Raw genomic sequence first — 22,205 nt, 5'->3', positions numbered from 1 at the left:
CGTTTCATCAAGAGCTTGAAATACCGGGGTTCTCACGCGACGCGTTATAGGCTCCAGAAGCTAGTCGTTGTTCAAATAACCACTGTTTGCTTTCAGGAGAATCATCCAGCCAGCGATCGATCAAGTCCGCCCATTTGACAGGCAGACGCAACTCCTGCCAGGTTGAGTGAGAAGCGACAGAAAGATTGTGGTAAAGCGCTGAATCCGAAATAACTTTTTCGATACATTCTGCTAAAGCCAGAGAGTTCCCCGCTTCAAAAATCATCGAATTAATACCGTGTTTTAAGTGGGTTTTAAACATCGGGTGATCTGAAGCTACTATCGGTGTTCTAGTCCGTAAAGCGTGCTGAATAGTCAGGGGAAAGCCTTCGGGATACTCGTGCCTGCTAGTAACTAACACGAGATCGGATTCTCTCATTAAAGGTTCTAAACTCTGAGTTGGCACGATTCCCAGAAAATCTACACAATCTTTAATTTGCAACTCTTCGACTCGCTGGGCAAAAAACTCCTCTTCACCTTTACCTGCCATTTTTAAGTGAACTGATATATTATTCCGTTCTCTTAACTTTGCTACGGCTCTCAATATATCACCCACGCCCTTACTTTGTATTAACGAACCAGCGTAAAAAAGTTGAATTTTTTTGATGTCCGCAGGGATTGTTTTCGGCGACAAAGAGCCGGGATTGGTCTCTAAGAGAAAGTCCCAGGGAATTATTTTATCAGCTTTTACTCCTATTTGTTGGAACAATAAAGATGACGTAATGCCGTAAGTTCCAACCCATTCTATTTGCTTGTTATTCAACAATTGGGATAGGAAATAGTTGCGGTATTTATTGCGCCAAGTTGTTGTCGCAATAGATTCTGCAAATACAGCGATGGTTTTAATTTTGTTTTTTATTGCCCACTTAAAAATGTCTGGAAAAGTCGTCCGCATGACTAAATGAGTCGGCTTTTGCTGGGCAATTAACTCGATCAATTTTTGGGTATCAATTTTGTAATTAAATCCGCAACCGATCGCCCGCACGCCGTTTTCTAGAACCCGATCGTTAAATTCGGGTGTCATGCAGCAAATAACCGTTACTGACTCAGCTCGTTTTGCCATCTCGGTGACGGCATCAACAGAATATTTTTGAGCGTAGTATGTTTCGCTTCCACCTTTGGCTAAACGATCAAAGGCTTCTGCGTAATCGCCGGCATACTGAACTATGACTAAGCGCATTTTCCTCAACTCTGGTTGTAAAGTATTTAATAGGACTTACGATGCAAAAGATGTGTAAGTAGGTTGATCGGGACGGTTTGAGGTACCGCCACAACCGCACTATTAATTTTATTTTGCTTCAGTCTTATTATAAAGAGTTTCGGCAACAGCCAGGTCAATAGATAGCGGCCGCAGTCGCTTTGTATTGGGGGTTTCAGGCTAATTTTCTCTTGATGTATCTGAGAGTGTGTTGCAAGTAGAATGCGGGAATTAATCCCGACTAAGTAAGGAGAAATACTGTCCCCTGCAATTTGATCTCCGAAGTTGCGATCGACACTCACTCTCGACACTCACTATCGGTACTCAGTTAGCATATTGGAGGGGATGCCAGCAGAATTGGGCTATAAAGTTCACAAATCGTGACAATATTTGGTTTTACGGCGCTCAATAAGCCAAAGTTTCTAAAGTTTCTCGCAGATAGGAACGAACCTGCTGATCGAGGGTGGCATTTTGGTGCTGACGCTCAAAATTGAGTTCTAGCTGCCAGCGTTGAAATCCTGAACTTGCGCCGATCGCGGATTTGAGACTGCCCCAGATTTCAGAATCTTCGCACAGCTCGATCGGCTCGGCGGCTTGAGGTTCTTGTGCGATCGGTAGATAATTCGCCATATTGTTATACCTCTGTTTTAATCCCCTGTAAGGATTGAAAGCTGACCTTGACACTCTCTATTATAGATTCTTCTCTCCAAAGAGCCAACCTAAAATATCCACAACCTGCGGTTAAAAATTAAATATTAAGACTATTAATAATCTCTATCACAAGAGGGGTGTTACCTATTTTCTTCACAGCATACATCTGTACAAATTAAAGTAGCTTAAACTACAATTGTCCCCTTATTAATTTTTTATTTCACTTTTTTTCGATCGACTCTTCGGGTAGAGATGTAACGCCGTTGGAGTCAGCAGGTTTTGGGTTGACAATACTGCCGACTGACGAATTCCCTCTTGTGGATGCTGAACCAATTGACTCTACAGGTGCAGCCACAGCGGCAGTTGTCTCGGCTGCCAAAGCCGGCAAAAGTCGATCGACTTGCCAAGGCGCGATCGTAAAATCCTGCCGAATTTTTTCTAAAACATGAGGCTGTGTCGCTGCAAATTCTGATTCCGGCGTCAGCAAAACCGCCATGACACTAGCAGACACCTGCAAAAACAAATTGCTAGCTAAAAAAGCAGCAACTGCCAACAACAATCCAGTCCCGCGCCAGGAAGGAGGAAAGGGAGCAACCGTTGCCGCGAGGGGAGCCAATCGGTAGAGTTGCCACAAAATTATTGCCAGCAAAACAGCAACAAAAAGAGCGATTCCTTGATTTAACTTTGTTTTAAACCGAGTCAGAATCCGCTGTTGCACAGAAGTTAAATTCTGCGGTTTCACCGCCACAACTAAAATACTAAAAATGTAAAAAGGGCGGAACCACTGCATCCACAGCACAGGAACAATACCGGCTACAGCCACTAAAAATATTTCTAACCAGACAGGGAGCAGGGGAGAACCCACTGCGAGTCCCAGCAAGCACACTCCTAGGAATATCGGCAGTGCAGCCGCCCCAGAAAGATGAATCCACAAGAAAGGATCGGACCAAAAAGAACGCACTTTGAATAATTATGAGTTATGAGTTTTTAATTTTGAGTTTTGATAGTCGGGGACGCATTCTTAAGCAATAAACCTGGTGCAAAGAGTACATCTCTAGAGGTAACACCAAGCATTTTGGGAGGAAACTCGATTGCTGTGCGTAAGTCTTATTGGAGTTTTAAATTTTGAATTTTTAGCAACAGCCAAGACGATGAGGACGTTGTTAATTGTGGATATATTTGCTTTTCTTACTTCTTCCTTCTCTCCTCGATAACTAAAACCTTCTGTCTTCTGGCTTCTTCCTTCTGCTATAAGTTAAAAACAAAAGTTGCGAGTGATGACTTTAGGAGTATTGAGTGAAGAGAAGAGTTGCGAGCGATCGACAATTTAGTTGCGATCGCTCAAAAATTCTCTTCCCTCTCAACACTCACCACTCAAAACTATTGAGAGAGAGTCCGGCGTTTAGTAACCATCCGGTAGGCTTCAATAATATCGCCATCCGCCCAGTCGCTAAACCCGCTCAAGGAAATGCCGCATTCAAAGCCAGCATTGACTTCCTTGGCATCTTCCTTCATCCGTTTTAGGGAGTCGAGGACACCTTCGTAAACGACATTGTTGCCCCGGCGCACCCGCACCTTACAGTTACGGATGACTTTGCCAGAGAGTACCATACATCCAGCCACAGCCCCGCGACCGATCGCAAAGACAGCGCGCACTTCGACTTGACCCAAAGGTTCTTCCACCAATTCGGGTTCCAGCAGGCCTTCCATCGCCCCTTGAATGTCATCCAAGAGGTTGTAGATGATGCTGTATTCCCGCACGTCTACGCCAGCTTGGTCAGCCGCGAGGCGAGCGTCGGTGGCCAGAGTAGTATTGAACCCGATAATTACAGCATTACTGGCTGCAGCGAGGTCAATATCCGTTTCTGTAATTTCCCCAGGAGCAGATAGCAGCAGTCGGAGTTGAACTTCTTTTTGAGGAAGTTGAGTCAGAGCGCCGACAATTGCTTCGAGGGAGCCTTGGACATCTGCCTTCAAGATCAAGTTGAGTTCCTTGAGAACGCCTTCCTTAGCTTGTTGAGAGAAGCCGCTGAGGCTGATCCGGCCGCCTTGCAGCAGGCGTGAATCTCGTCGGGAGGTAGCTCTTCCGCTTGCGATCGCCGCAGCTTCTTTTTCGTTTGCGAAGACATCAAACTCGTCTCCGGCGCGAGGAACTTCCCGCAGCCCTAGCACTTCCACCGCGAAGGATGGAGTTGCGTGTTCTACGCGTTCGCCCCGGTCATCGATCATGGCGCGCACCTTGCCCAAAGCCGAGCCTGCGACCACAATATCGCCCACTCGCAGAGTGCCGTTCTGAACCAGCAGAGTTGCCACAGGCCCCCTTGCCTTGTCGAGGTGAGCTTCAATCACAGTACCCTTAGCCGGTCGGTGCGGGTTGGCGTTGAGGTCTTCCATTTCCGCGACTGTCAGAATCATTTCCAACAGCGTATCCAGGTTTTCGCCTCGGATCGCGCTGACTGGAACCATCGTGATATCGCCCCCCCAGTCATCTGCCACCAAGCCGTACTCAGTAAGCTCTTGCTTCACCCGTTCCGGCTGAGCACCCTCCTTGTCAACTTTATTGATAGCCACGACAATTGGCACTTTCGCAGCTTTCGCGTGGCTGATCGCTTCAATTGTCTGGGGTCGCACGCCGTCGTCCGCCGCCACCACCAAGATGGCGATGTCCGTAACCCGTGTTCCCCGAGCCCGCATCGCTGTAAAGGCTTCGTGACCGGGCGTATCCAAAAATACCACCTGCTGGCTCTTGCCTTCATGTACCACATCCACGTGGTAAGCACCGATGTGCTGGGTAATGCCCCCAGCTTCTCCCTGAGCCACCTTGGTTTTGCGGATCGAGTCGAGCAAGGTAGTTTTACCGTGATCCACGTGACCCATAATCGTTACTACTGGGGGACGGCGTTCGAGGTATTCCAAATCCGCTTCGTCCAGCATCTCGATCACTTTGATAGCTGGGGCTACTTTTTCTGGGGTTTCCACCTCTACGCCCATTTCTTCGGCTACCATCCTCACCGCTGGAATGTCCAGGGTTTCGGTAATATTTACCGCAATTCCTTTAGAGAAAAGCCGCTTAATAATTTCGGTTTCGGGAACAGCCAGAGTAACTGCTAGTTCTTGAACGGTCATCGGCCTGCTCAGCAGCAGCTTTTCTGGACGTTCTACCTTAGCTTCGGCTGTTTTGCCCCGGTTGCCGCGTCCCCCGCTCGAACCTGAAGAACTTTTATCGTGAGAAGGGCCTGGTCTCTTATTTTTTCCGCTGCTTCCGGGTGCGCCCGGAGTTGGTGTTGACTTGGGTGCTGCTTGTCCCTTCGCTTTCGCTGGGCGGGCTAGGGACAGGCTGACCGTGACTGGTGCTGGGAGATCCAAGCCGTTTTCTAAGTCATCGTCATCCTCGTCTATGGGTTTGAGGCGAGAACGTTTTGCCTTAACAGCTTTGGCAGCTTTGGCAGCATCTGAGTTTTCGTCATCATCTTCTTCCCAAATGACCGATGTCTTTTTGGCAGGACGAGGGAGGGAGGGCCTTTCGAGGAGAGGAATCTCCAGCAACGGCGTATTATCTTCTTCATTGTCATCAGTGTCATCCCCTAGCGCTCCGGTGCCACCGCCCCGGCTACGCAGCCCGGTTGCTGACGTTGCGGGGGCCAGGCTCCGGCGCGGCCCACCGGGCTGGGGTCGATCGGCCAGTGGAGTTTTGACTGGGCCACCAGGGCCTTCCCGGCGCGGTCTTTGCGCGTCGCGAGATTCGGTACCTCCCGGTGCAGGTCTGCTGGGGCGGCTCGGTTTAGCCGGCGCTTCCAGAGTTTCTGACTGTCCTGATTGCTCTTGCTCGGTTTTTGCCAGTTTGAGTACCGGCTTGTTCCCCAGATTTTGTGGGGTACGGCTAGCCGACTCGGACGCCCCTCTGACGGGCGGCGACGTGAGTTTTGCCGAGGGCGCAGGAGGGGCCATCGGCGGTTGCTGGGTGCGTTCTGGAGCCTTGGACGACGGCGGTTGAGGTGCCGCCGGTGCCTGAGCCTGGGCGGTGGTTTCCGGGGCGATCGCACCTACATTTTCCGACACTTCTGACGGAGCCGCCGGGACAGCCACATTTGGCTTCGACAGTACAGGTCGATTGATATTCGGTTTAGCTGGAGGCTGGAGTTGTTGAGCTGCAGGCGACTTTGGAGGAGTTGCCACGGTTGCCGCGGGCTGGTTTTGGTTCTCCTCGTTGCCTGCAGGCTGGGAGGAAGCACCAGCCGGGCGTACTTTTGGACTGCGTATTTCTAAAATTTGCTGCTTTTTTTGTTGGTCGTTAGGGTGAGGGCCAGATTCTCTAGATGGCGCTGCTGCTCTTTCGGGTGGAGCTGGCTTGCCGGGGGAAGAGTGGCTACTGGCTACGTATTTTTCCGCCGTTTTGCGAATGCGCTCTGCTTCGGATTCTGTAATTGTGCTGCTGTGGCTCTTGACTGAAATATTGAGCCGCTCGCAAACTGCCAAGATGTCTTTATTATCCAAATTTAGTTCCCGTGATAATTCGTAAATTCTTACTTTGCCGTTGTTCATCCACTCTGCCCTCTTTTGTGCCAACCAGTTTTTACATTGTGATTTTTTGTGCTAATGACGACATCATTCGGTGTGATTGATTCAGTGTCAGGAATCGGGGTTTTGGTACTCGCTCAGCAATTTTATCTAAAAGATGCAACTCGCTGAAGTCTGCGGTTGAAGAATTCTCAAGTCTGTTTGGGAACTTGGAACTCCGAAGTCTGAGTTTTGGCAAAACCCACTCTCTCAAGCTTCAAAGTTTGCCTTTCCACCTTGAGGATACCTCTGCTAGTACCCTACCCTTATCTAATCTGACACAAATCTTTCCAGACTGGTGGGCAGATCGGATTGGGGTTTTATAGCTGGCGCTACCGGTAATTACTGGTAGGGCTGCCAAGAGGGTTTATACAGTCGATGCCGAACTATTGTCGGTTTTTCGTCCGGCTAGGCCCGAGTAAGATGTACAGTCAGATGTGGCTAAACGCTGCCAAAGTGTTTGGTAGAGTTCGTCAGACACAGGCGCTTTGAGCGATCGCCCAAGTCGATTTTTTTTCTGAGCTGCTTTGAGGCATTCGGCTTCCCGACAAAGGTAAGCAGAACGACCCATGCCACGATCTAATTGTACCTGATGAGAAGGATAGAGCCTGACTACTCGCCAAAAAGCTTCCTTAGGAGCTATTTTTCGACAACTTGCACAGCACCGGTAGTTCGGTTTCATTTCTTGTGAGAGGGGGAGTAGGGGACAACTCCTCCTTGTCTGGCGAAGATAGAAAATCTTAGGACAAGGAGTCAGAAGACAGAATTCAGAATTCAAAATACGCCATGCCCCAAGTCAGGGGTAAGGGTTACGGAAAAAATTTTTTGTGTTCCACGATTAAAATCGGGGGCTTTAAAGCTCGATTCTCCATCCTGTCGCACAGAACCCATTCTGGATTCTGAATTCTGAATTCTTCTTCGGTAAATGTCACAGTTTTTAGACAGCGGCTTCGGTTTCCTCCGTAGCTGCTGCCTCCTCTTCCTCAAATTCTGCGGTTTCCTCGTCGTAGTCGCCTGCTTCCTCGTCGTAGTCCCCTGCTAGTTCTTCGAGCCTAGTTGCTTCTGCTGCCAATTTGCTGTCTTCGGCCGCGCGATCGTACTTAGCAATATCTTTGATATCGATTTTCCAACCGGTGAGGCGGGCTGCGAGACGCACGTTCTGACCTTCTTTGCCAATGGCAAGACTCAGTTGGTCTTCAGCGACCAAAATGTGAGCTCTCCTGCCTTCTGGAGCAACTAAACGCACTTCATCTACTCTAGCGGGACTCAGAGCGTTAGCAATATAAGTTGCTGGGTCTGGAGACCAGCGGATCACGTCGATTTTTTCGCCCCGCAATTCGTTGACTACTACCTGAATCCGCGATCCCCGCGCTCCGATGCAGGCTCCTACAGGGTCTACGTCGCGATCGAGAGTATCAACTGCTATTTTAGTCCGGGGGCCGACGTGCCTGGATGGCGGATTTGCCTCCCTGGCTACGGCGACAATTCTCACCACACCATCTTCTATTTCTGGTACTTCGTTAGCAAACAGGTAAACCACCAAACCTGCGTCCGCTCTAGAAACAAGTAACTGCGGCCCACGAGTTGAGCCTTCGCCTACTTTTTTGAGATAAACCTTGAATGTAGCGTTGGCCCGATAATTGTCGTTGGGCAACTGTTCGCGCTTAGGGAGTTCGGCATCTACTTCTGGCTGACCGAAGCTGCTGGTGACAGCTAAAATTACCGACTGCCTCTCAAACCTGAGCACTCTTGCTTGAAGAACGGTTTCTTCTAAATCTTTAAACTCTTCTTGAATCATTTTGCGCTGTTGGTCGCGCAGTTTTTGAGCGAGAACTTGTTTGGTCTGAATCGCGGCCATGCGACCAAATTCTTTTTGATTTGGTGTTACGTCTACGAGCACGATGCTCCCCGGCTGAGCTTCGGTGGCTACTTCTTGCACTTCCGTAAGTGAGATTTCGTGATCGGGATTGATGACTTCTTCGACAATAGTTTTGTTGGCTAAAACGCGGAAACCTTCTTGTTCTGCGTCTAGTTCTACATCAAAGTTGTCGAAGTATTCTTCGCTGAAGTGATCGAGTTTTTGGGTACGGCGGTAGCGTTCGTATCCTTTGAGCAAGGCTTCTCGCAAGGCTGCTTGGACGGCGTGTTTGGGTAAATTGCGTTCTTTGCTAATACCTTCGACCATTTCTTTTAGTCCGGGCAGGGGAACCATTGACATATAAAACTCTCCTTTTTTGCTGTGGTAATAAGTAACTGGTAATCGGTAATTGGTACTTGGAAAATTTTCAGGAAAAATGATGACGAGGAGTGATGAGTTACTGGATAGGATTAGGGAAGCTAGGTGCAGTAACAATTTATTTGTTGTTCCTCTTCAACCCGCTGCTACAGATGTGATTGTTAAAAATTAACTCGCAGCCAAGCGTTTTCAGCTTGCTGCGAGGCAATCGCAAAACTCAAATCGGGCGGGCACAGGGGCACCGCCCCTACAACTCAACACTCAAAATTTCCCTTTACATCTCCTTTCCTTCGTCTAGTTCAACTTTGACAATCTGAGGGCGGGGAATTTTAACCTGTCGCCCTTTTTGATTGAGATAAACCGCTGTTTCATCCCGGCCCAGGAGTAGTCCTTTCCACTCTTTGATTCGTGAGTCCGGTTCGGTGGTTGTGGCTGTCACGGGGAAACCTTTAAAGGTAATGAATTCTCGATCGCTGCTGAGCAATCGGGATATTCCGGGACTGGAAATCTCTAGCACGTAGGCATCGGGTATGATGTCGGCTGCCTCTAACTCGGCATCGAGGGCTGTGCTCATGCGCTCGCAGTCGGCTAAACCAGTGTCTTGTTGGAGGTTGCGGATGTCTACCCGCAAGACGGGAGGATTTTGGTTGGTGTGAAACACTGCTCCCACTACTTCCAATCCCAGTGTTTCCGCAACGGGGGTAGCTAAGTCAATGATTTGTGGGATTAGGGGATGAGTCATATCGAATACTTAAGTTAAAACTCCTAAACTCGGACACGGCAAGGAAAAATTTGTTGTTGAGATTGCTTGGTTTTGAGGTGGTTTGATTAGGTGGCTGCGACTTTCGTCTTCAACTTTGGGACTTACCCAACATCCCAGCAGGGATCTCAAGCGGGGGGGTACCCCTACTAAATCAGTCCTCAACTTGCAAGTCAGACGCCCTGAGCTCTTTTCCTGCGACTAATGCAACAAAAAAAGTGGGCTTGACCCACTCCTAGGTAAAACAATTTCTTCCAAGAAGTTTGAGGACTTCTTCCGATCGAAGGGAGGCCTCAGTTCTCAGTTTAGCTCGATCGCCCGCCCGGTGACAAACTGATCGCCATCGGCGGGCTGTCCGAGGGCAGAAGGGGAGAGATCACAGGGGGAATGAGGACGACTTCATCACCGTTTTGGAGTGGGGTGGGGCGAGGGCAAATTCCTGGTTGATATTCAAGCAGGTGCGATCGATCTGAGATGTTGCACCATTCTCGCTTAACAGGCTTTTCGGCCTGTTCCACAAGAAAATCTACTCTTTGTGGAACAGGCCGAAAAGCCTGTTCCTAAAAAGCTTATTGACAATGGTGCAAGATGTGCGATCGAGCCTAGAACAGGGGGGAAGTGGCACTCAGGCGTTCTAGGACTTGCGATACGGGAGTTGCTTTGGGAAATTCTAATTTCACTTGGGACAAGCCCTCTGCTTCTTGATAGGCGGCCAAGAGTTTGACAGTGATGGTGATTGGTAGATTAGACATGGGCGATCGCCAGATTAACGATATATTGACAAAATAGCCCAACTAAGATTCACCCTAAAAAATCCCCTTTACTAATGCTGAATTGGAAGCTCAATAACAAACTCTACCCCCCATTCTGGCGAGGAAATGCAGGTCAGCTTACCACCATGTTTTCGTTCTACGATCTCACGGCTAATAGACAAACCTAAACCTGTCCCTTTACCTACTGATTTAGTAGTAAACATCGGCGTGAATAAATGCTGCATTACTTCCTGAGTTATGCCAACCCCATTATCAGCAATCCGAATCACCACTCTGTCATCCTGAAGCATTTCAGTACAGATCCGAATCTGTGGAGTGTCATTGCTCTGTTTCTTTTCTCCGCACAGCGGACAACTAATCGTAGACTCTTCTAAAGAATCAATTCCATTCGCCAATATATTCATAAATACCTGATTAAGTTGCCCCGGATAACACTCTACTAGCGGCAATTCCCCATACTCCTTAATCACTGCAATTCCTGGGAAAGTTCCTTTAGATTTCAGTCTATGCCCTAAAATTAATAAGGTACTATCTAGCCCATCGTGAATATTCACTGGCGTTAGTGCCGATGTATCCAACCGAGAGAAATTACGTAGTGACATAGAAAGATTGTAAAGTCGCTCTGTTCCTAGCGCCATTGAATCAAGAATTTTGGGCAAATCTTCAACAATAAAATCTAACTCAATCTCCTGGGACTTCTCCTCAAATTCTGATGTCGAAGTAACGTTGTGCTGGCAAAGCCGAGTCATCTCTATCAAATCGGCAATATATTCCTTGGCAATAGGGATATTATTGGAGATAAAACTAACTGGATTGTTAATTTCGTGAGCTACCCCAGCTACAAGTTGACCAAGACAAGCCATCTTTTCACTTTGAACGATTTGCACCTGAGCTTTTTTAAGATTATCCAAAGCTTGAGAAAGTTCAGCCGTTCGTTCTTCCACCCGTTTTTCTAACTCCTGTGCGAGCTGATGTAACGCTGCTTCTGCTGCGAGCCTGTCTTCAATTTCCCGTTTGAGAAGCAGATTTTGGTCGGCGAGAGTTTTAGTCAAAGAACGCAGTTTTAAATGGAGGTTGACGCGAGCTAACACCTCCTTTTGTTCAAAGGGCTTAGTAATGTAATCCACCGCCCCTAGATTAAAGCCTTTGATCTTATCTCCTATGTCAGAAAGAGCCGTCATAAAAATTACCGAAATTTCGTTCGTCAACGGACTTTCCTTCAGGCGATGGCAGGTTTCAAACCCGTCAATTCCTGGCATCATTACATCTAACAGAATCAAATCCGGCTGAGTATATTCAGCCTGTTCGATGGCAGTTTCGCCATCAGTTGCTACCAATATCTCCCATCCAAAACCCGCTAAAGCTTCAGAAAGCACGTCCAGATTGCTAGGATTATCATCGACGATTAAGATGCTACTTGTTTCAATATTTGCTGCCTTCATTCTGTTTCTATCCTGTGGGATGTAATAAACTCTTTTATTTTTTTCACCTGATAGCCTTGGGCTAACTGGCGCAGCTCAACAGCAAAGGACACAAATTTCTGATCTAACTTCTCTAGGTGCTCACTGCGCTTCACAATTCCTTTCACGTTGCCTCTCATCGCCAGTTCAAATAAAAGTTCAATTTCTTCGGGCGGGGGAGCGACTACAGAGGGCGATTCAGAAAGTGATTGACCATCTGATGAAAAAGGAATAGTGCTGATTTTTTCATTCTTTAGTTCCTCATATATCCATTCAAGTTTTAAATACTTTTGCAACATCTCAAATAGCTCTTCTGCCTGCACAGGCTTACCGAGAAAATCGTTGGCTCCCCCCTCCAAGCTTTTATGTTGGTCGGTAGCAAATACACTGGCAGATGAAGCAATGATTGCCACATCTTTATAGTGTGACAAATTTCGGATACGGCGCATCATCTCAAAGCCATCTAACACTGGCATCACCAAGTCAGTGATAATCAGATCAAACTTAAACTCTTCTACTTTTTCTAAACCTTCTTGACCGTTTTTAGCTTCGGTTACTTCAAAGCCGAGGGGTTCCAGCAGGTTGACAATCACCGAGAGGTTTTCCCATTTGTCATCCACAACCAAAACTTTCTGTTTTCTACCTTGGTAGCCAACCAGCTTTCTTTGCTTGGCAATCGTGACTGTATTTGCCCAGTCGGCCGCTTCCCGTAAATCCAAATCTAGCCAAAAAACACTGCCGACTCCTGACTGGCTTTTTACTTGGATTGTACTACCCATCATTTCGACAATTTTCTGGCTAATTGTTAAACCGAGTCCGGTTCCTTCTGCCTGACGCTTGCTGTCTCCTACCTGTTCAAAAGGCAAAAATATTTTTTCTAATTGTTCTGGTGTCATACCAACGCCAGTATCTTCTATTTGAAACCGAATTTTGTGAATTGGTGAGGCTGGCTTTTGGTCATGGCTTTGTACCTTTTCACCTGTCCCCTTTTCCAGATGTTCTATCTTAAAAGTCACTCGTCCCGAGTCGGTAAACTTAATTGCATTGCTCAGCAAGTTAATTAGTACCTGTCGCAAGCGTTTCTCGTCAGCGTAGATGCCAGCAGGAATTTCCGAACTGGGTTGATAAACAAAAGCAATTCCTTTTTGTTCGGCTCGGATGCGGCAGATTTCCGCGACTCCCTGCAAAAAGGAAGGAAAATGGAAATCTTTCGCGTACAGTTCCAATTTCTGGGCTTCAATTTTAGCGAGGTCTAAGATGTCATTGATCAGGGTTAACAGGTGGGAACCACACTGGTGAATAATACTGATGCCTTGGATATCTTTCGGAGCCATCGTTTTTGAGCGTTCTAGGATTTGAGCGTATCCTAAAATTCCATTGAGTGGCGTTCTCAATTCGTGACTCATATTCGCTAAAAATTCACTTTTAGCTTGGTTGGCAGTATCAGCGATTTGTTTGGCTTCCGTGAGTTCGGCGGTGCGTTCTTCTACTCGGATTTCTAGCTCGGAATTGGTTTTGGCTAGCGCCTCAAAGGATTCGCGCAACTGTTGTGCCATAAGGTTGAAAGACTGACCCAGGACTTCTAGTTCTTCTATGCCTTTTACCTGCACATTTTTCTCTAAGTCGCCACTGGCGATCGCCCTAGAAGCTTCGCTCAAACGGAGAATCGGGCTGGTAATCCAGCGTGCGGTTAAGATTCCCAGAACGGTAGCCAGCGCCAAGGCTCCCAAACACAACAAAATGGTAGTCTGGGTATTGGCGTTAATTTGATCCATGAAATCGCTTTCAGGAACGACGACGACGATCAGCCAGTCCAATCCTCGGCTATCCTGAAAGGGCATAACTTGGAGGAATTCCCGCTGGCCGGCGATCGTAAAATCCAATTGCTGAGAGCTATTAATTTTAGTGAGGTCGCCAAAGTGTTCTTTTAAATGCGCTGTTGTCAGCCGAATTAAATCATCTGTGCTGTCTAAAGCATTCAGGCGATCGAGTTTGCCATTGTTGGTGATAAAGGCTTCTTTGAGAGTTGAACTGCCTACTAGGAGTCCCGAACGTTCCATAATGAATGTCTGTCCCGATCGACCCATTTTTAAGCTTTGCAGAAAGTCGCTGAGGAAAGAGATCAATAAATTAGCAACGAATACTCCACGCAGTTCGCCACTTTCGTCATACACTGGATGTCCGGCAGGGAGGGAGAGCGTTTTCTGACCTGTAAGCGGAAAAATTTCGCTCCATGTGGGCCGGCCGAAGCGTACACTGTCTTTATACCAAGAACGGTTGAGTATATTGTTGCTAGGAGAAATGTTTAAGAGCTTTGTTTGATTGCCGTTGCTATCCGATTCGTAAATATGAAATTCAGTACGACTATCCTTATGTACTCTTTTAAAAAAAATTTTGCCATTCTCTTGGCGTTCAATGGCAATGAACTCTCCCGTTTTAGTAGCAAAACCCATCTGGGGGAGAGAAGGAAAGGCTTGAATTTGCTCCCACAAATAGCGCTCCATACTCTCCAATTCGTCTGGATTTAAGTATCCTAGGCGAAGGGCATTGGCATTCAGTTGATTGACGCGAGGAGCTGTGTCTAGGTAAGTGTTGAGCTGCTGCTGGATACGGGCCGTAATTTCACTCCGCAACTGACTAGCAACTTCGTTGACTGCTTTTTGCCCGTTGCGTAAGGATAGCCAGCCTGTGAGCCCGACGGCAGCAAATATTTGCAGAACGAATGGGAATACTAAAATCAGGCGCAGGGACACCTTTTTTTTATAACGGTTTGACAGGAAAGTGGTTGCAGAGGTCTGTGACATTTATTGGTGTTACTCCTGGGGTAACGAGTTGGCTGAAAAATCTCAGTGGATTGAGTGAAATGAGGCTGAGGAAATATATATTGAAAAGCAATCTATAATAGTTAGTGAAAAGTTTGAGACAGTAACTTGCTTAAACAAGAAGGGCTACTTACGTATTTTTTATGCCAGGGGTATAATAATATCTGACTAAAGATACTGATGCGCCTTATTTTTCTAGCATTGGTAAATTATTTGAGCCTTTAGGAAACCAGTTAGCAATCATATCTAATAGATTACTTGGTTTAGAGCTATGTGTAGCAGTTTTTAACTTTACTTTACAGAGAGCCTCTAAAAAGTAGAATCTCATCAAACTTACATATAAATTGATATAATGTACGTCTAAAAAAACTGACCACAAATTTCTTGATGGTACCCGCCACGTGATTTATCCGTGGAATCAATCCAAAATCGCAAATCGAAAATCCTCAAGCCCCCGCATTTATCTCGCGCAAGTCAATCTAAAATCTAAAATCTAAAATCTAAAATCGATTGACAATCAAGCATCCAGGATACAAGCCCCCCGATTCATCCGTCCAGAAATAAAAAACCTGTATCCGATGAAACTTGCCCCCGAATTTATCCGTGGGGTCAATGCTTCAATCGAAAATCGAAAATCGAAAATCGAAAATCGAAAATCGAAAATCGAAAATCGAAAATCGATTGACCTTTCTCGCTAAAAACATGAAACGCCAGGCCGCTGAGAACCCTAACGGCGGTTTAACTCACTACCGCGCTGAAGATTTGATGCACAACTCTGCAGATGACTCTGGTAGAGAATGCCGATCGCAAATGAAACTTTACAATTCCAGCAAGTTTCATTTGCAGGAGTGACAGCAGGGTAATTGCTAATTGCTAATAGGGGAAGAAAAAAATCAGTAAAGCGGTGGAGACTTGCCCTAACGCGGGGCTATCCGTTGCAGTTCTTTGGCTTGTTCTAAAATTTTCTCGAAGTCTTCTTCGCTCAACCGCTGAATGTAGTTGATTTTGAACTCTTCTAGAAAGTCGCACAGCAGCAGTTGTATTTCTTGCCAGGTTTGCTGCTGTTGCAGTTCGGTTCCTAAAGCTTGCCCGAAATGTTGGACTAGCTGGCTTGAGAGTTTCATGCCTATGGGGTCTTCGGTGGCGATTTTGAAGGCTTCGTAGGCATCTTGGGGGCCGAGAGTGGCTAATTTTGACAGTTCTGCAACTAATTGCTGTGCTAGCTGTTCGGGCAGGTTTCCCAGGCCGGGTACTTGCTTCCATCCTTGATAGAGGGGGGACTGTTTGAGGAAGCTTTCAATATTGTACCGGAGGAGGGCTTCTAGGTCGGGCTGGAGTTGGGGGAGGACTTTGTAGACGGTTATTTGGACGAGATGGGTGGCGATCGCTTCTATTTCATTGATATTGTTGATGTCGAGATAGCGCTGTTTTGGGGATTTAAAGAGTTGACGAGCGAGTTCGCCTGTGGTGATTGATTGTTGCATCTGGTTGATGAGTTGAATTACTACAACTTCGGTCAATTCTTGAGCGAAGTTGGCGACGAAACCTCGGCTGATTTGGGTGCGTATGGGTTGGAGATCCGGCATTTTGGCTTGGTGGATGCGAATTGTGACGGGTAATACTCGCAACAGGCGCCAGAATGGGAGCAGCAGGAAGATGTCGTACCATCGCCAGAGCATGGCCGATCGCCAAGTGACGCTGCGGTGGCGGCGGCTGATCGAGTAGGTACGGGCTAGAAATTCGATCGCGAATATGGCAATGAATGGCAGGTCAATTAGCCAGAAGTTATCGGTGAACTCGCCGTTGTCTCCGATCGCGCGGTAATAGTTGGTGGCGATTAATGGCTTGATTTTGGAGTCAAACCACTGGATTTCTTTTTGCCAGTCTTGTTTGTTTAAATAGTCAGGGCTCCAAAATCTTTGGAATGATTGTTTAGCGGAGTCTTCTGGATTCGGGACGCGATCGCGCATCCGGTCTTTTATTTTTTCTAGGGTGCCACTTTTTGATGCTACTCGAAAGGGATCTTCGTCGATCATTTTCGCGCTCAGATTGTTTATTTCCTGCAATTTGGCTGCTACTTGGGGAGAGGGCAACCCTGTTTGCACTACTTGAATTTTTAATTCTTCTAAGGTTTCCAGATATTGCTGGGTGTCTCGGTGCGGTTTAATTCCTTTAAATGGGTCGTATACTTGAGTTAGAACTGGCAGTTGCCGGAAGTAGAAATCTCGTCCGGGGACGTAAGTTATGTCAAATAATACTAGGCTTAAATTTCCTAGGGCGACCAGTGCCATGAACCGCTCGAACCAAGGTACTTTTGGTAATTTTTTGCGGGAGTTTGGAGTTGGAGAGGGCAGTAGTTTTGGTGTCACTAGCGGTTCCTAATTAAGTAGACCGATCGAAATAGATGTAACTGGTAATAGCTGAAAAAAGGAAACAGGGAAAACTGGCTAAGTGTCCGATCGAGCTCGGATGGCGATCGCGGAAGCTAGTCTTTATTTTAACGTGCGTTTGTTGGGGATTTTTGGATTGTTAATTATGCCTGGTTAAGTTAAATATTTTACGGGTAAAATATTAAGGTCGATCGAACTTGACGGAAGCTGTGGCTCCCGTTAGTGTGCTTCTCTCTGGCAATAAAATTATATCTCAGGCGGAATCCTTAGTTTTTTTGGCGTTGCAGTGCTCACGGGGCTGGCAATAAATGACTATTTCTGTTTGATATACGGGCTATTTGACCGCTAAATCAAATGTATTGCACGCAGCGGAGTCTAAGGTTAGATGTGGACTTCGAGTTTGAGGTCAAACCCTCAAGAGAGTTATACTTGCTCAGGGGCGGCAGTCTGGTGAGAGCGCCCCCTCTGATGGCGAGGGTGGCTGCCGCCTCCGTAAGGTTCGAGGTTTCGCCTCTACAAAAACCAGCTCGCGATCGGACTCTTGAATAATATAAAACCCTTCCTACTAATTTTGTTCGCATTTTTTTAATATATGACATACTGCCTTAATCTCGATTGCCCAAGAGACAAGCGTCAGAACCCACCAGGCACAAAGTATTGTCTTAATTGTGGTTCAAAGCTGCTGCTAAAAGACCTTTATGCAGCAACTGAACCGCTACGCGATGGGGGATTTGGCAGGACTTTCCGAGCTGTTAATCATGGAAAATTTGAGGAATTGTGCGTGATAAAACAGTTGTCACCTCCTCAAGAGTTTCAGCGGAAGCCCGGTCATTTTAAAAAATATGTTCGACTGTTTGAACAAGAGGCAAGGCGGTTATACGAACTGAAGCACCCGCAAATTCCTCAGTTAATTTCTTATTTTGAGGAAGATGGGCGATTGTATTTAGTGCAAGAGTTTATTGATGGCAATAATTTAAAGGATGAGTTAGATAAGTACGGTGCTTATAGCGAAATTAAAACTTGCGAACTGCTGTTAGATTTGTTGCCTTTATTGAAGTTTGTTCATGACAGAAATGTAATTCACCGCGATATTAAGCCGGAGAATGTGATCCGCCGATCGCGCGATCGTAAGTTAGTGCTGATAGATTTTGGGGTTTCCAAACAGGTAGTAGCTGCTGCTCCCACCAAAACAGGAACGAAGTTGGGAACTCCCGGCTACGCGGCTCTAGAACAGCGTCACGGTAGGGCTGTTCCGGCTAGCGACCTTTACAGTTTGGGGGTGACTTGCATTCGCTTGCTGACTTCTGTTATGCCTTATCTGGATATCTACGGGGACATTCACGATGACCTTTACGATCCGCTTGAAGGCCGGTGGCTGTGGAGGGAGGCTTTGCCAAAAGGAACACAAATTAGCGAGGATTTAGGTCAGGTTTTGGATAAGTTAATTCAGGAATATGTTAAAGATCGCTACAAATCTGCTGTGGAAGTTTTGGATGCTTTAAAACCTCCTGTTGTTGTTGTCCCCGTGCTGGAAAAGTCGCAGCAGGCAACTGTTGTTAGTCCTTCGGTTCCTACTCAACCTGTGACTGATACTCAGCTAGTTTCTGTGAATTTAGAGTCGGAAAAAGGTATTGATTATTCTCACTTGGCAAGGCTGCTGGCTGCTAAAAATTGGCGTGGTGCTGATGAGGAAACTTCTGTGAAAATGCTGGAGGTGATGCAGCAAAATTCACGGGGTTATTTGAGCGAGGAAGATATTAGGAAGTTTCCAGCTAAGGATTTGCAGACTATCGATCGACTTTGGGTGCGGCACAGTCACCGCAGATTCGGTTTTTCTGTGCAAAAGGGTTTGTGGCTCAAGTTGGGGGGAAAGCCTGGTGTTTATGATGCTACAGTTTGGGAGAAGTTTGGCGATCGAGTGGGCTGGCGGGTTAACAGCCAGTGGGTATACTATTCTGAGCTGAATTTTACTTCTAAAGCAAAGCCGGGACATTTGCCGGGGGGGACTGTTTTTGGGTGGGAAGGCGGGGTTTTGTGCGGTGTTTTGGGTTTGGGTGGGATATGGTTTCTGCTGTCGCGGCGGGATTTGTAGAAGAAAGGTAGAAGGTAGAAGGCAGAATTTATTAGTCAGGCTGCACCCCAAGCGAAGTCGAAGTGTTAGTCATGAAATAGTTTTGAGTGGGGAATTAAAGAGTTAACAAGTTTTGAGTTTAATCATTTGTTATGTAGAAATTAGCTCTAAAAAAAGCGAAAAATAAGATATAATCACAAACCATTTTTTTTGTGCTATGTTCTTAGAGAAGGGCAAGTTTGCAAAGTCAAAAGCCAGTCCTCGGCGGTACCCAACCATGGGGACTGGTTTTGGCTCCAATTTACCAAGGAGATTTATTTAGTATGTTGCAAGAAAAACGTCTCAAGCCGTGGACTATAGTTCGCTCGCTTCCAAATGTGGAAAAGGTGGTTGTGGGTGAGTTTCGCAGTTGGTCGGATGCAGACGGTCACTTGAAAATTCTCAAGCGGATGGTGCCGGCGGATCGATTGAGTGTTGTCTTCGATCCGGTAGTTCAAGCGTAACGTCGCTGGTAAATTGATCAGCGTGCGATCGCTCTTTGAGCTAAGCGATCGCCTCTTTTTTTAGATACTATTTTTTTACATAAAAAATGCGATCGCTAAACAGGCGATCGCAAATTGAATCATTGTCCTTAACTGCGGCGAATTTCCGTAATTTGGTCGGCAACATCCAAAATTCTTTGGGGCATCGATGGCCCGGTAAAAATCATATCCAAATGATGGGGCTTGTTGTCAATCAATGCCACCACTTCGGCTTCGGGAATCAAGCCCAAATTAACCGCTAAACTCAATTCATCGAGAATAACTAAGGAATAACGACCTTCACGCACCGCATTTTGAACATACTGCCACAATTGTTCGATCGATCGCGTCTCCAGCTCATCTAAATCAGCATTCTCAATGCAGCGTGACAAATCGCAGCGCATCCAATCTAAATTTTGCCCCAGTCGCACCGGATGCTGGTGCCCTTGATTAATTCCCCCTTTGAGGAACTGCACCGCTAGCACGGGAGCTCCCTGTCCTGCAATTCTGAGGGCCTGAGCCATGACACTGGTAAAAAAGCAGCGGTGCGGGCCTGTAAAGACTTGCACCAGCCCTTGAACTGTGTAGGGCAAGCTGTGGGTTAAATTGAGTTTAGGGGTTTGTAACTGAGCAACCATAGGGCAATATTTAATCAGCAACTAAGTCTTGAGTGCAGCTCCGACCTTGGCGTGGCTGAAGCCTGCTTGACAATATATAGTGTACTGGGCCGAGTGCACATCGGATCGAACACTAGATATATAAGTTCTCAAAAGCTAGCGGCAGTGGCATTCGCAGTCATTTGTTCGATTTTTGAACTAAATTAGCACTTAGGCAGAAACGGGGTTTTTTACCAAAATACGGCGTGGAGCTTGACATTTATACAGTTATAGGGTGAAAAACCACGGTGATGAGAGCATTTTTTGTAGGTTGGGTTGAGGAACGAAACCCAACAATCAAGCGTGGCGTTGGGTTTCGTTCCTCAACCCAACCTACGGAAGTTATTTAATCCACGATCCTTAGATAGTTAGAGGGTGAAAAAGCAAGGCGATGAGAGTCTTGGGAAGTCCAGGACTGTGAAGAAAAAGTACACACATCGCGTAAAATTTGAATGTCGCGGCACTAGGAGCAGGGACTGTGAGAGTGGTGATTCTGGGAGGGCCAGGAGCGGGAAAGGGAACTCAGGCTGAACTACTGTGCAGCAATTTGAGCCTTCCTTTGCTGGCTGTGGGGGATATTCTACGGGAGGCGATCGCAGAAGACACAGATTTAGGCAAGCTGGCGGTGTCTTATGTCGAAAAAGGGGAATTAGTTCCCGACGCAACTATGATTGAATTCTTTCGCCGCCGACTGCTGCTGTGGGATGTCTTTAATGGCTGGGTGTTGGAGGGCTATCCGCGAACGGCTTTTCAAGCTGAGGAGTTGGATTTTTTATTAGAGGATTTGGCCCAGGAGCTAGATTGGGCAGTTTGGCTGAAAGTGCCGATCGAGGTTTTGCTGAGCAGGTCGATCGAGCGCGATCGATCGGATGACCATCCTGAAATTTTACAGCGTCGGCTCGATTTGTTCCACGAACGCACTATTCCTCTTTTAGAGTATTACGAACACCGCAACAAATTGTTAACTATTGATGGCGATCAATCTCCACAACAAGTCCAGCAGGATATTCTCACATTGATCGAGGCTAAAGGTCAATACTCATAGCATTTTAGATTTTCCATTTTAGGTTGAATGACTGCTTATTTAACGAATCAAAAAAGACGGGAAGATTAATATCCTATTTTCAATCTTTAATATCCAATTACCCATTACCAATCACCTAAATATTATGTCTTTCCAGCGTCCAGACGGCAGACAACCAAATCAAATTCGTCCGATTAGTTTCGATCGAGAGTTTACCAAATTTGCTAGCGGTTCCGTACTGGCGAAAAGTGGCGATACTCAGGTACTTTGCAGCGTGACAATCAAGCCGGGAGTGCCTAGATTTCTGGAGAATACCGGACAAGGTTGGCTGACAGCGGAATACCGAATGTTGCCGGGATCTACGCCACAGCGACAAGAGCGGGAATTTATGAAATTATCGGGACGGACTCAAGAGATTCAGCGGTTGATTGGGCGTAGTTTGCGATCGTGCTTGGATATGCAACTATTGGGAGAACGCACCATACTTGTCGATGCGGATGTTTTGCAAGCGGACGCTGGGACTCGCACGACTTCAATTACTGGCGGGTTTGTGGCTGTGGCTGATGCTTTGAATAAGTTGGTGCAAAAAGGTGATTTGGTGCGATCGCCCCTTATTCGTCAAGTGGCGGCCGTGTCTGTGGGACTTTTGGAAGGAGAACCGTTTTTAGATTTGAATTATCTTGAAGATGTGGCGGCTGAAATTGATTGTAATGTGGTAATGAATGGAGATTTGAATATCATCGAAATTCAGGGAACTGCGGAAGAGGGAAGTTTCAGCCGGAGTCAGTTAAATCAAATTTTGGATGTGGCAGAAACTGGAATTCAGGAATTGTTGGAGGCTCAGCGGCAGGCTTTAGTTGAGTAGGACTTACGCATGGGAGTCCAGAAACCCGGTTTTGACGATAATACTTCGTTTCAGTCAGTAGATTGGGTAAAAAAAAACCGGGTTTCTTTGGTGCAAGTGCGACAGTAATACCAATTTAATATGAAGCTGCATAGAATAAAGCTTCAAGAATGAAAGTGTAAGAAGATAGTGAACTGATTTCT

18 protein-coding genes are annotated in these 22,205 nt (G+C 46.6%); 5 read left to right on the top strand and 13 right to left on the bottom strand.

Annotated features, from left to right (window positions below; genetic code table 11):
• Positions 1 to 7 precede the first annotated feature (7 nt).
• The 11 genes from QUB20_RS18925 to QUB20_RS18875 form a co-directional block, all read right to left on the bottom strand.
• Complete coding sequence (locus tag QUB20_RS18925) at positions 8 to 1,219, bottom strand: glycosyltransferase family 4 protein (RefSeq protein ID WP_333248049.1); 1,212 nt, start codon at positions 1,217 to 1,219, stop codon at positions 8 to 10.
• 423 nt (positions 1,220 to 1,642) lie between these two features.
• Positions 1,643 to 1,867, bottom strand: coding sequence for a hypothetical protein (locus QUB20_RS18920; protein ID WP_333057837.1), 225 nt, complete (start codon positions 1,865 to 1,867; stop codon positions 1,643 to 1,645).
• A 241-nt stretch (positions 1,868 to 2,108) separates the two neighbouring features.
• Positions 2,109 to 2,849 (bottom strand): low-complexity tail membrane protein, encoded by a 741-nt coding sequence (locus tag QUB20_RS18915; protein WP_333248047.1) that lies wholly within the window; start codon positions 2,847 to 2,849, stop codon positions 2,109 to 2,111.
• Positions 2,850 to 3,268: 419 nt separating this feature from the next.
• Positions 3,269 to 6,430, bottom strand: a complete 3,162-nt coding sequence (gene infB / locus QUB20_RS18910) for a translation initiation factor IF-2 (RefSeq protein WP_333239259.1) — start codon at positions 6,428 to 6,430, stop codon at positions 3,269 to 3,271.
• A gap of 382 nt (positions 6,431 to 6,812) precedes the next feature.
• Positions 6,813 to 7,127, bottom strand: coding sequence for a YlxR family protein (locus QUB20_RS18905; protein WP_333057840.1), 315 nt, complete (start codon positions 7,125 to 7,127; stop codon positions 6,813 to 6,815).
• Between the two features lie 255 nt (positions 7,128 to 7,382).
• On the bottom strand, positions 7,383 to 8,663 hold the full coding sequence (gene nusA, locus QUB20_RS18900; protein ID WP_333248045.1) for a transcription termination factor NusA: 1,281 nt from the start codon (positions 8,661 to 8,663) through the stop codon (positions 7,383 to 7,385).
• Positions 8,664 to 8,955: 292 nt separating this feature from the next.
• A complete protein-coding gene (gene rimP, locus QUB20_RS18895) occupies positions 8,956 to 9,423 on the bottom strand; it encodes a ribosome maturation factor RimP (protein WP_333248043.1) in 468 nt (155 codons plus the stop codon).
• Between the two features lie 323 nt (positions 9,424 to 9,746).
• Positions 9,747 to 9,959 (bottom strand): hypothetical protein, encoded by a 213-nt coding sequence (locus QUB20_RS18890; RefSeq protein ID WP_333248041.1) that lies wholly within the window; start codon positions 9,957 to 9,959, stop codon positions 9,747 to 9,749.
• 84 nt (positions 9,960 to 10,043) lie between these two features.
• Positions 10,044 to 10,193 carry a thiamine S protein gene (locus tag QUB20_RS18885; protein ID WP_333239254.1) on the bottom strand — a complete coding sequence of 50 codons (150 nt, stop codon included), beginning with the start codon at positions 10,191 to 10,193 and terminating at the stop codon, positions 10,044 to 10,046.
• Positions 10,194 to 10,264: 71 nt separating this feature from the next.
• Positions 10,265 to 11,656, bottom strand: coding sequence for a response regulator (locus tag QUB20_RS18880; RefSeq protein ID WP_333248038.1), 1,392 nt, complete (start codon positions 11,654 to 11,656; stop codon positions 10,265 to 10,267).
• Complete coding sequence (locus QUB20_RS18875) at positions 11,653 to 14,478, bottom strand: ATP-binding protein (RefSeq protein WP_333248036.1); 2,826 nt, start codon at positions 14,476 to 14,478, stop codon at positions 11,653 to 11,655. The genes QUB20_RS18880 and QUB20_RS18875 overlap by 4 nt, the downstream gene beginning before the upstream one ends.
• A 720-nt stretch (positions 14,479 to 15,198) precedes the next feature.
• On the opposite strand from QUB20_RS18875, the gene QUB20_RS18870 reads away from it, so the two are divergent.
• Complete coding sequence (locus tag QUB20_RS18870) at positions 15,199 to 15,348, top strand: hypothetical protein (protein WP_333248034.1); 150 nt, start codon at positions 15,199 to 15,201, stop codon at positions 15,346 to 15,348.
• A 65-nt stretch (positions 15,349 to 15,413) separates the two neighbouring features.
• Here the strand turns inward: QUB20_RS18870 and QUB20_RS18865 are convergent, their stop codons facing one another.
• Complete coding sequence (locus QUB20_RS18865) at positions 15,414 to 16,865, bottom strand: hypothetical protein (protein ID WP_333248032.1); 1,452 nt, start codon at positions 16,863 to 16,865, stop codon at positions 15,414 to 15,416.
• A 613-nt stretch (positions 16,866 to 17,478) separates the two neighbouring features.
• Here QUB20_RS18865 and QUB20_RS18860 point away from each other — a divergent pair.
• Positions 17,479 to 18,978 (top strand): GUN4 domain-containing protein, encoded by a 1,500-nt coding sequence (locus tag QUB20_RS18860; RefSeq protein ID WP_333248030.1) that lies wholly within the window; start codon positions 17,479 to 17,481, stop codon positions 18,976 to 18,978.
• 218 nt (positions 18,979 to 19,196) lie between these two features.
• On the top strand, positions 19,197 to 19,460 hold the full coding sequence (locus tag QUB20_RS18855) for a hypothetical protein (protein ID WP_333291570.1): 264 nt from the start codon (positions 19,197 to 19,199) through the stop codon (positions 19,458 to 19,460).
• Between the two features lie 128 nt (positions 19,461 to 19,588).
• Here QUB20_RS18855 and QUB20_RS18850 read toward each other — a convergent pair whose 3' ends face one another.
• Positions 19,589 to 20,116 (bottom strand): P-loop NTPase family protein, encoded by a 528-nt coding sequence (locus tag QUB20_RS18850; RefSeq protein WP_333248028.1) that lies wholly within the window; start codon positions 20,114 to 20,116, stop codon positions 19,589 to 19,591.
• Between the two features lie 496 nt (positions 20,117 to 20,612).
• On the opposite strand from QUB20_RS18850, the gene QUB20_RS18845 reads away from it, so the two are divergent.
• Positions 20,613 to 21,179, top strand: coding sequence for a nucleoside monophosphate kinase (locus QUB20_RS18845; RefSeq protein WP_333248025.1), 567 nt, complete (start codon positions 20,613 to 20,615; stop codon positions 21,177 to 21,179).
• 124 nt (positions 21,180 to 21,303) lie between these two features.
• Positions 21,304 to 22,023 carry a ribonuclease PH gene (gene rph, locus QUB20_RS18840; RefSeq protein WP_333248023.1) on the top strand — a complete coding sequence of 240 codons (720 nt, stop codon included), beginning with the start codon at positions 21,304 to 21,306 and terminating at the stop codon, positions 22,021 to 22,023.
• Positions 22,024 to 22,205 lie beyond the last annotated feature (182 nt).

Source organism: Microcoleus sp. B4-C2 (assembly GCF_036705265.1).
Classification (GTDB): Bacteria; Cyanobacteriota; Cyanobacteriia; order Cyanobacteriales; family Microcoleaceae; genus Microcoleus.
The sequence above is the reverse complement of the archived record's forward strand: the minus strand, read 5'-3'. Positions and strand labels throughout refer to the sequence as shown.

Bases quoted from the DNA above. Each gene is read 5' to 3' on its own strand.
- QUB20_RS18920 (WP_333057837.1), bottom strand. From the start codon at position 1,867: ATGGCGAATTATCTACCGATCGCACAAGAACCTCAAGCCGCCGAGCCG.
- nusA (WP_333248045.1), bottom strand. From the start codon at position 8,663: ATGTCAATGGTTCCCCTGCCCGGACTAAAAGAAATGGTCGAAGGTATT.
- QUB20_RS18870 (WP_333248034.1), top strand. From the start codon at position 15,199: ATGAAACGCCAGGCCGCTGAGAACCCTAACGGCGGTTTAACTCACTAC.
- rph (WP_333248023.1), top strand. From the start codon at position 21,304: ATGTCTTTCCAGCGTCCAGACGGCAGACAACCAAATCAAATTCGTCCG.
- QUB20_RS18905 (WP_333057840.1), bottom strand. From the start codon at position 7,127: ATGAAACCGAACTACCGGTGCTGTGCAAGTTGTCGAAAAATAGCTCCT.
- rimP (WP_333248043.1), bottom strand. From the start codon at position 9,423: ATGACTCATCCCCTAATCCCACAAATCATTGACTTAGCTACCCCCGTT.
- QUB20_RS18850 (WP_333248028.1), bottom strand. From the start codon at position 20,116: ATGGTTGCTCAGTTACAAACCCCTAAACTCAATTTAACCCACAGCTTG.
- QUB20_RS18880 (WP_333248038.1), bottom strand. From the start codon at position 11,656: ATGAAGGCAGCAAATATTGAAACAAGTAGCATCTTAATCGTCGATGAT.
- QUB20_RS18860 (WP_333248030.1), top strand. From the start codon at position 17,479: ATGACATACTGCCTTAATCTCGATTGCCCAAGAGACAAGCGTCAGAAC.
- infB (WP_333239259.1), bottom strand. From the start codon at position 6,430: ATGAACAACGGCAAAGTAAGAATTTACGAATTATCACGGGAACTAAAT.
- QUB20_RS18925 (WP_333248049.1), bottom strand. From the start codon at position 1,219: ATGCGCTTAGTCATAGTTCAGTATGCCGGCGATTACGCAGAAGCCTTT.
- QUB20_RS18885 (WP_333239254.1), bottom strand. From the start codon at position 10,193: ATGTCTAATCTACCAATCACCATCACTGTCAAACTCTTGGCCGCCTAT.
- QUB20_RS18875 (WP_333248036.1), bottom strand. From the start codon at position 14,478: ATGTCACAGACCTCTGCAACCACTTTCCTGTCAAACCGTTATAAAAAA.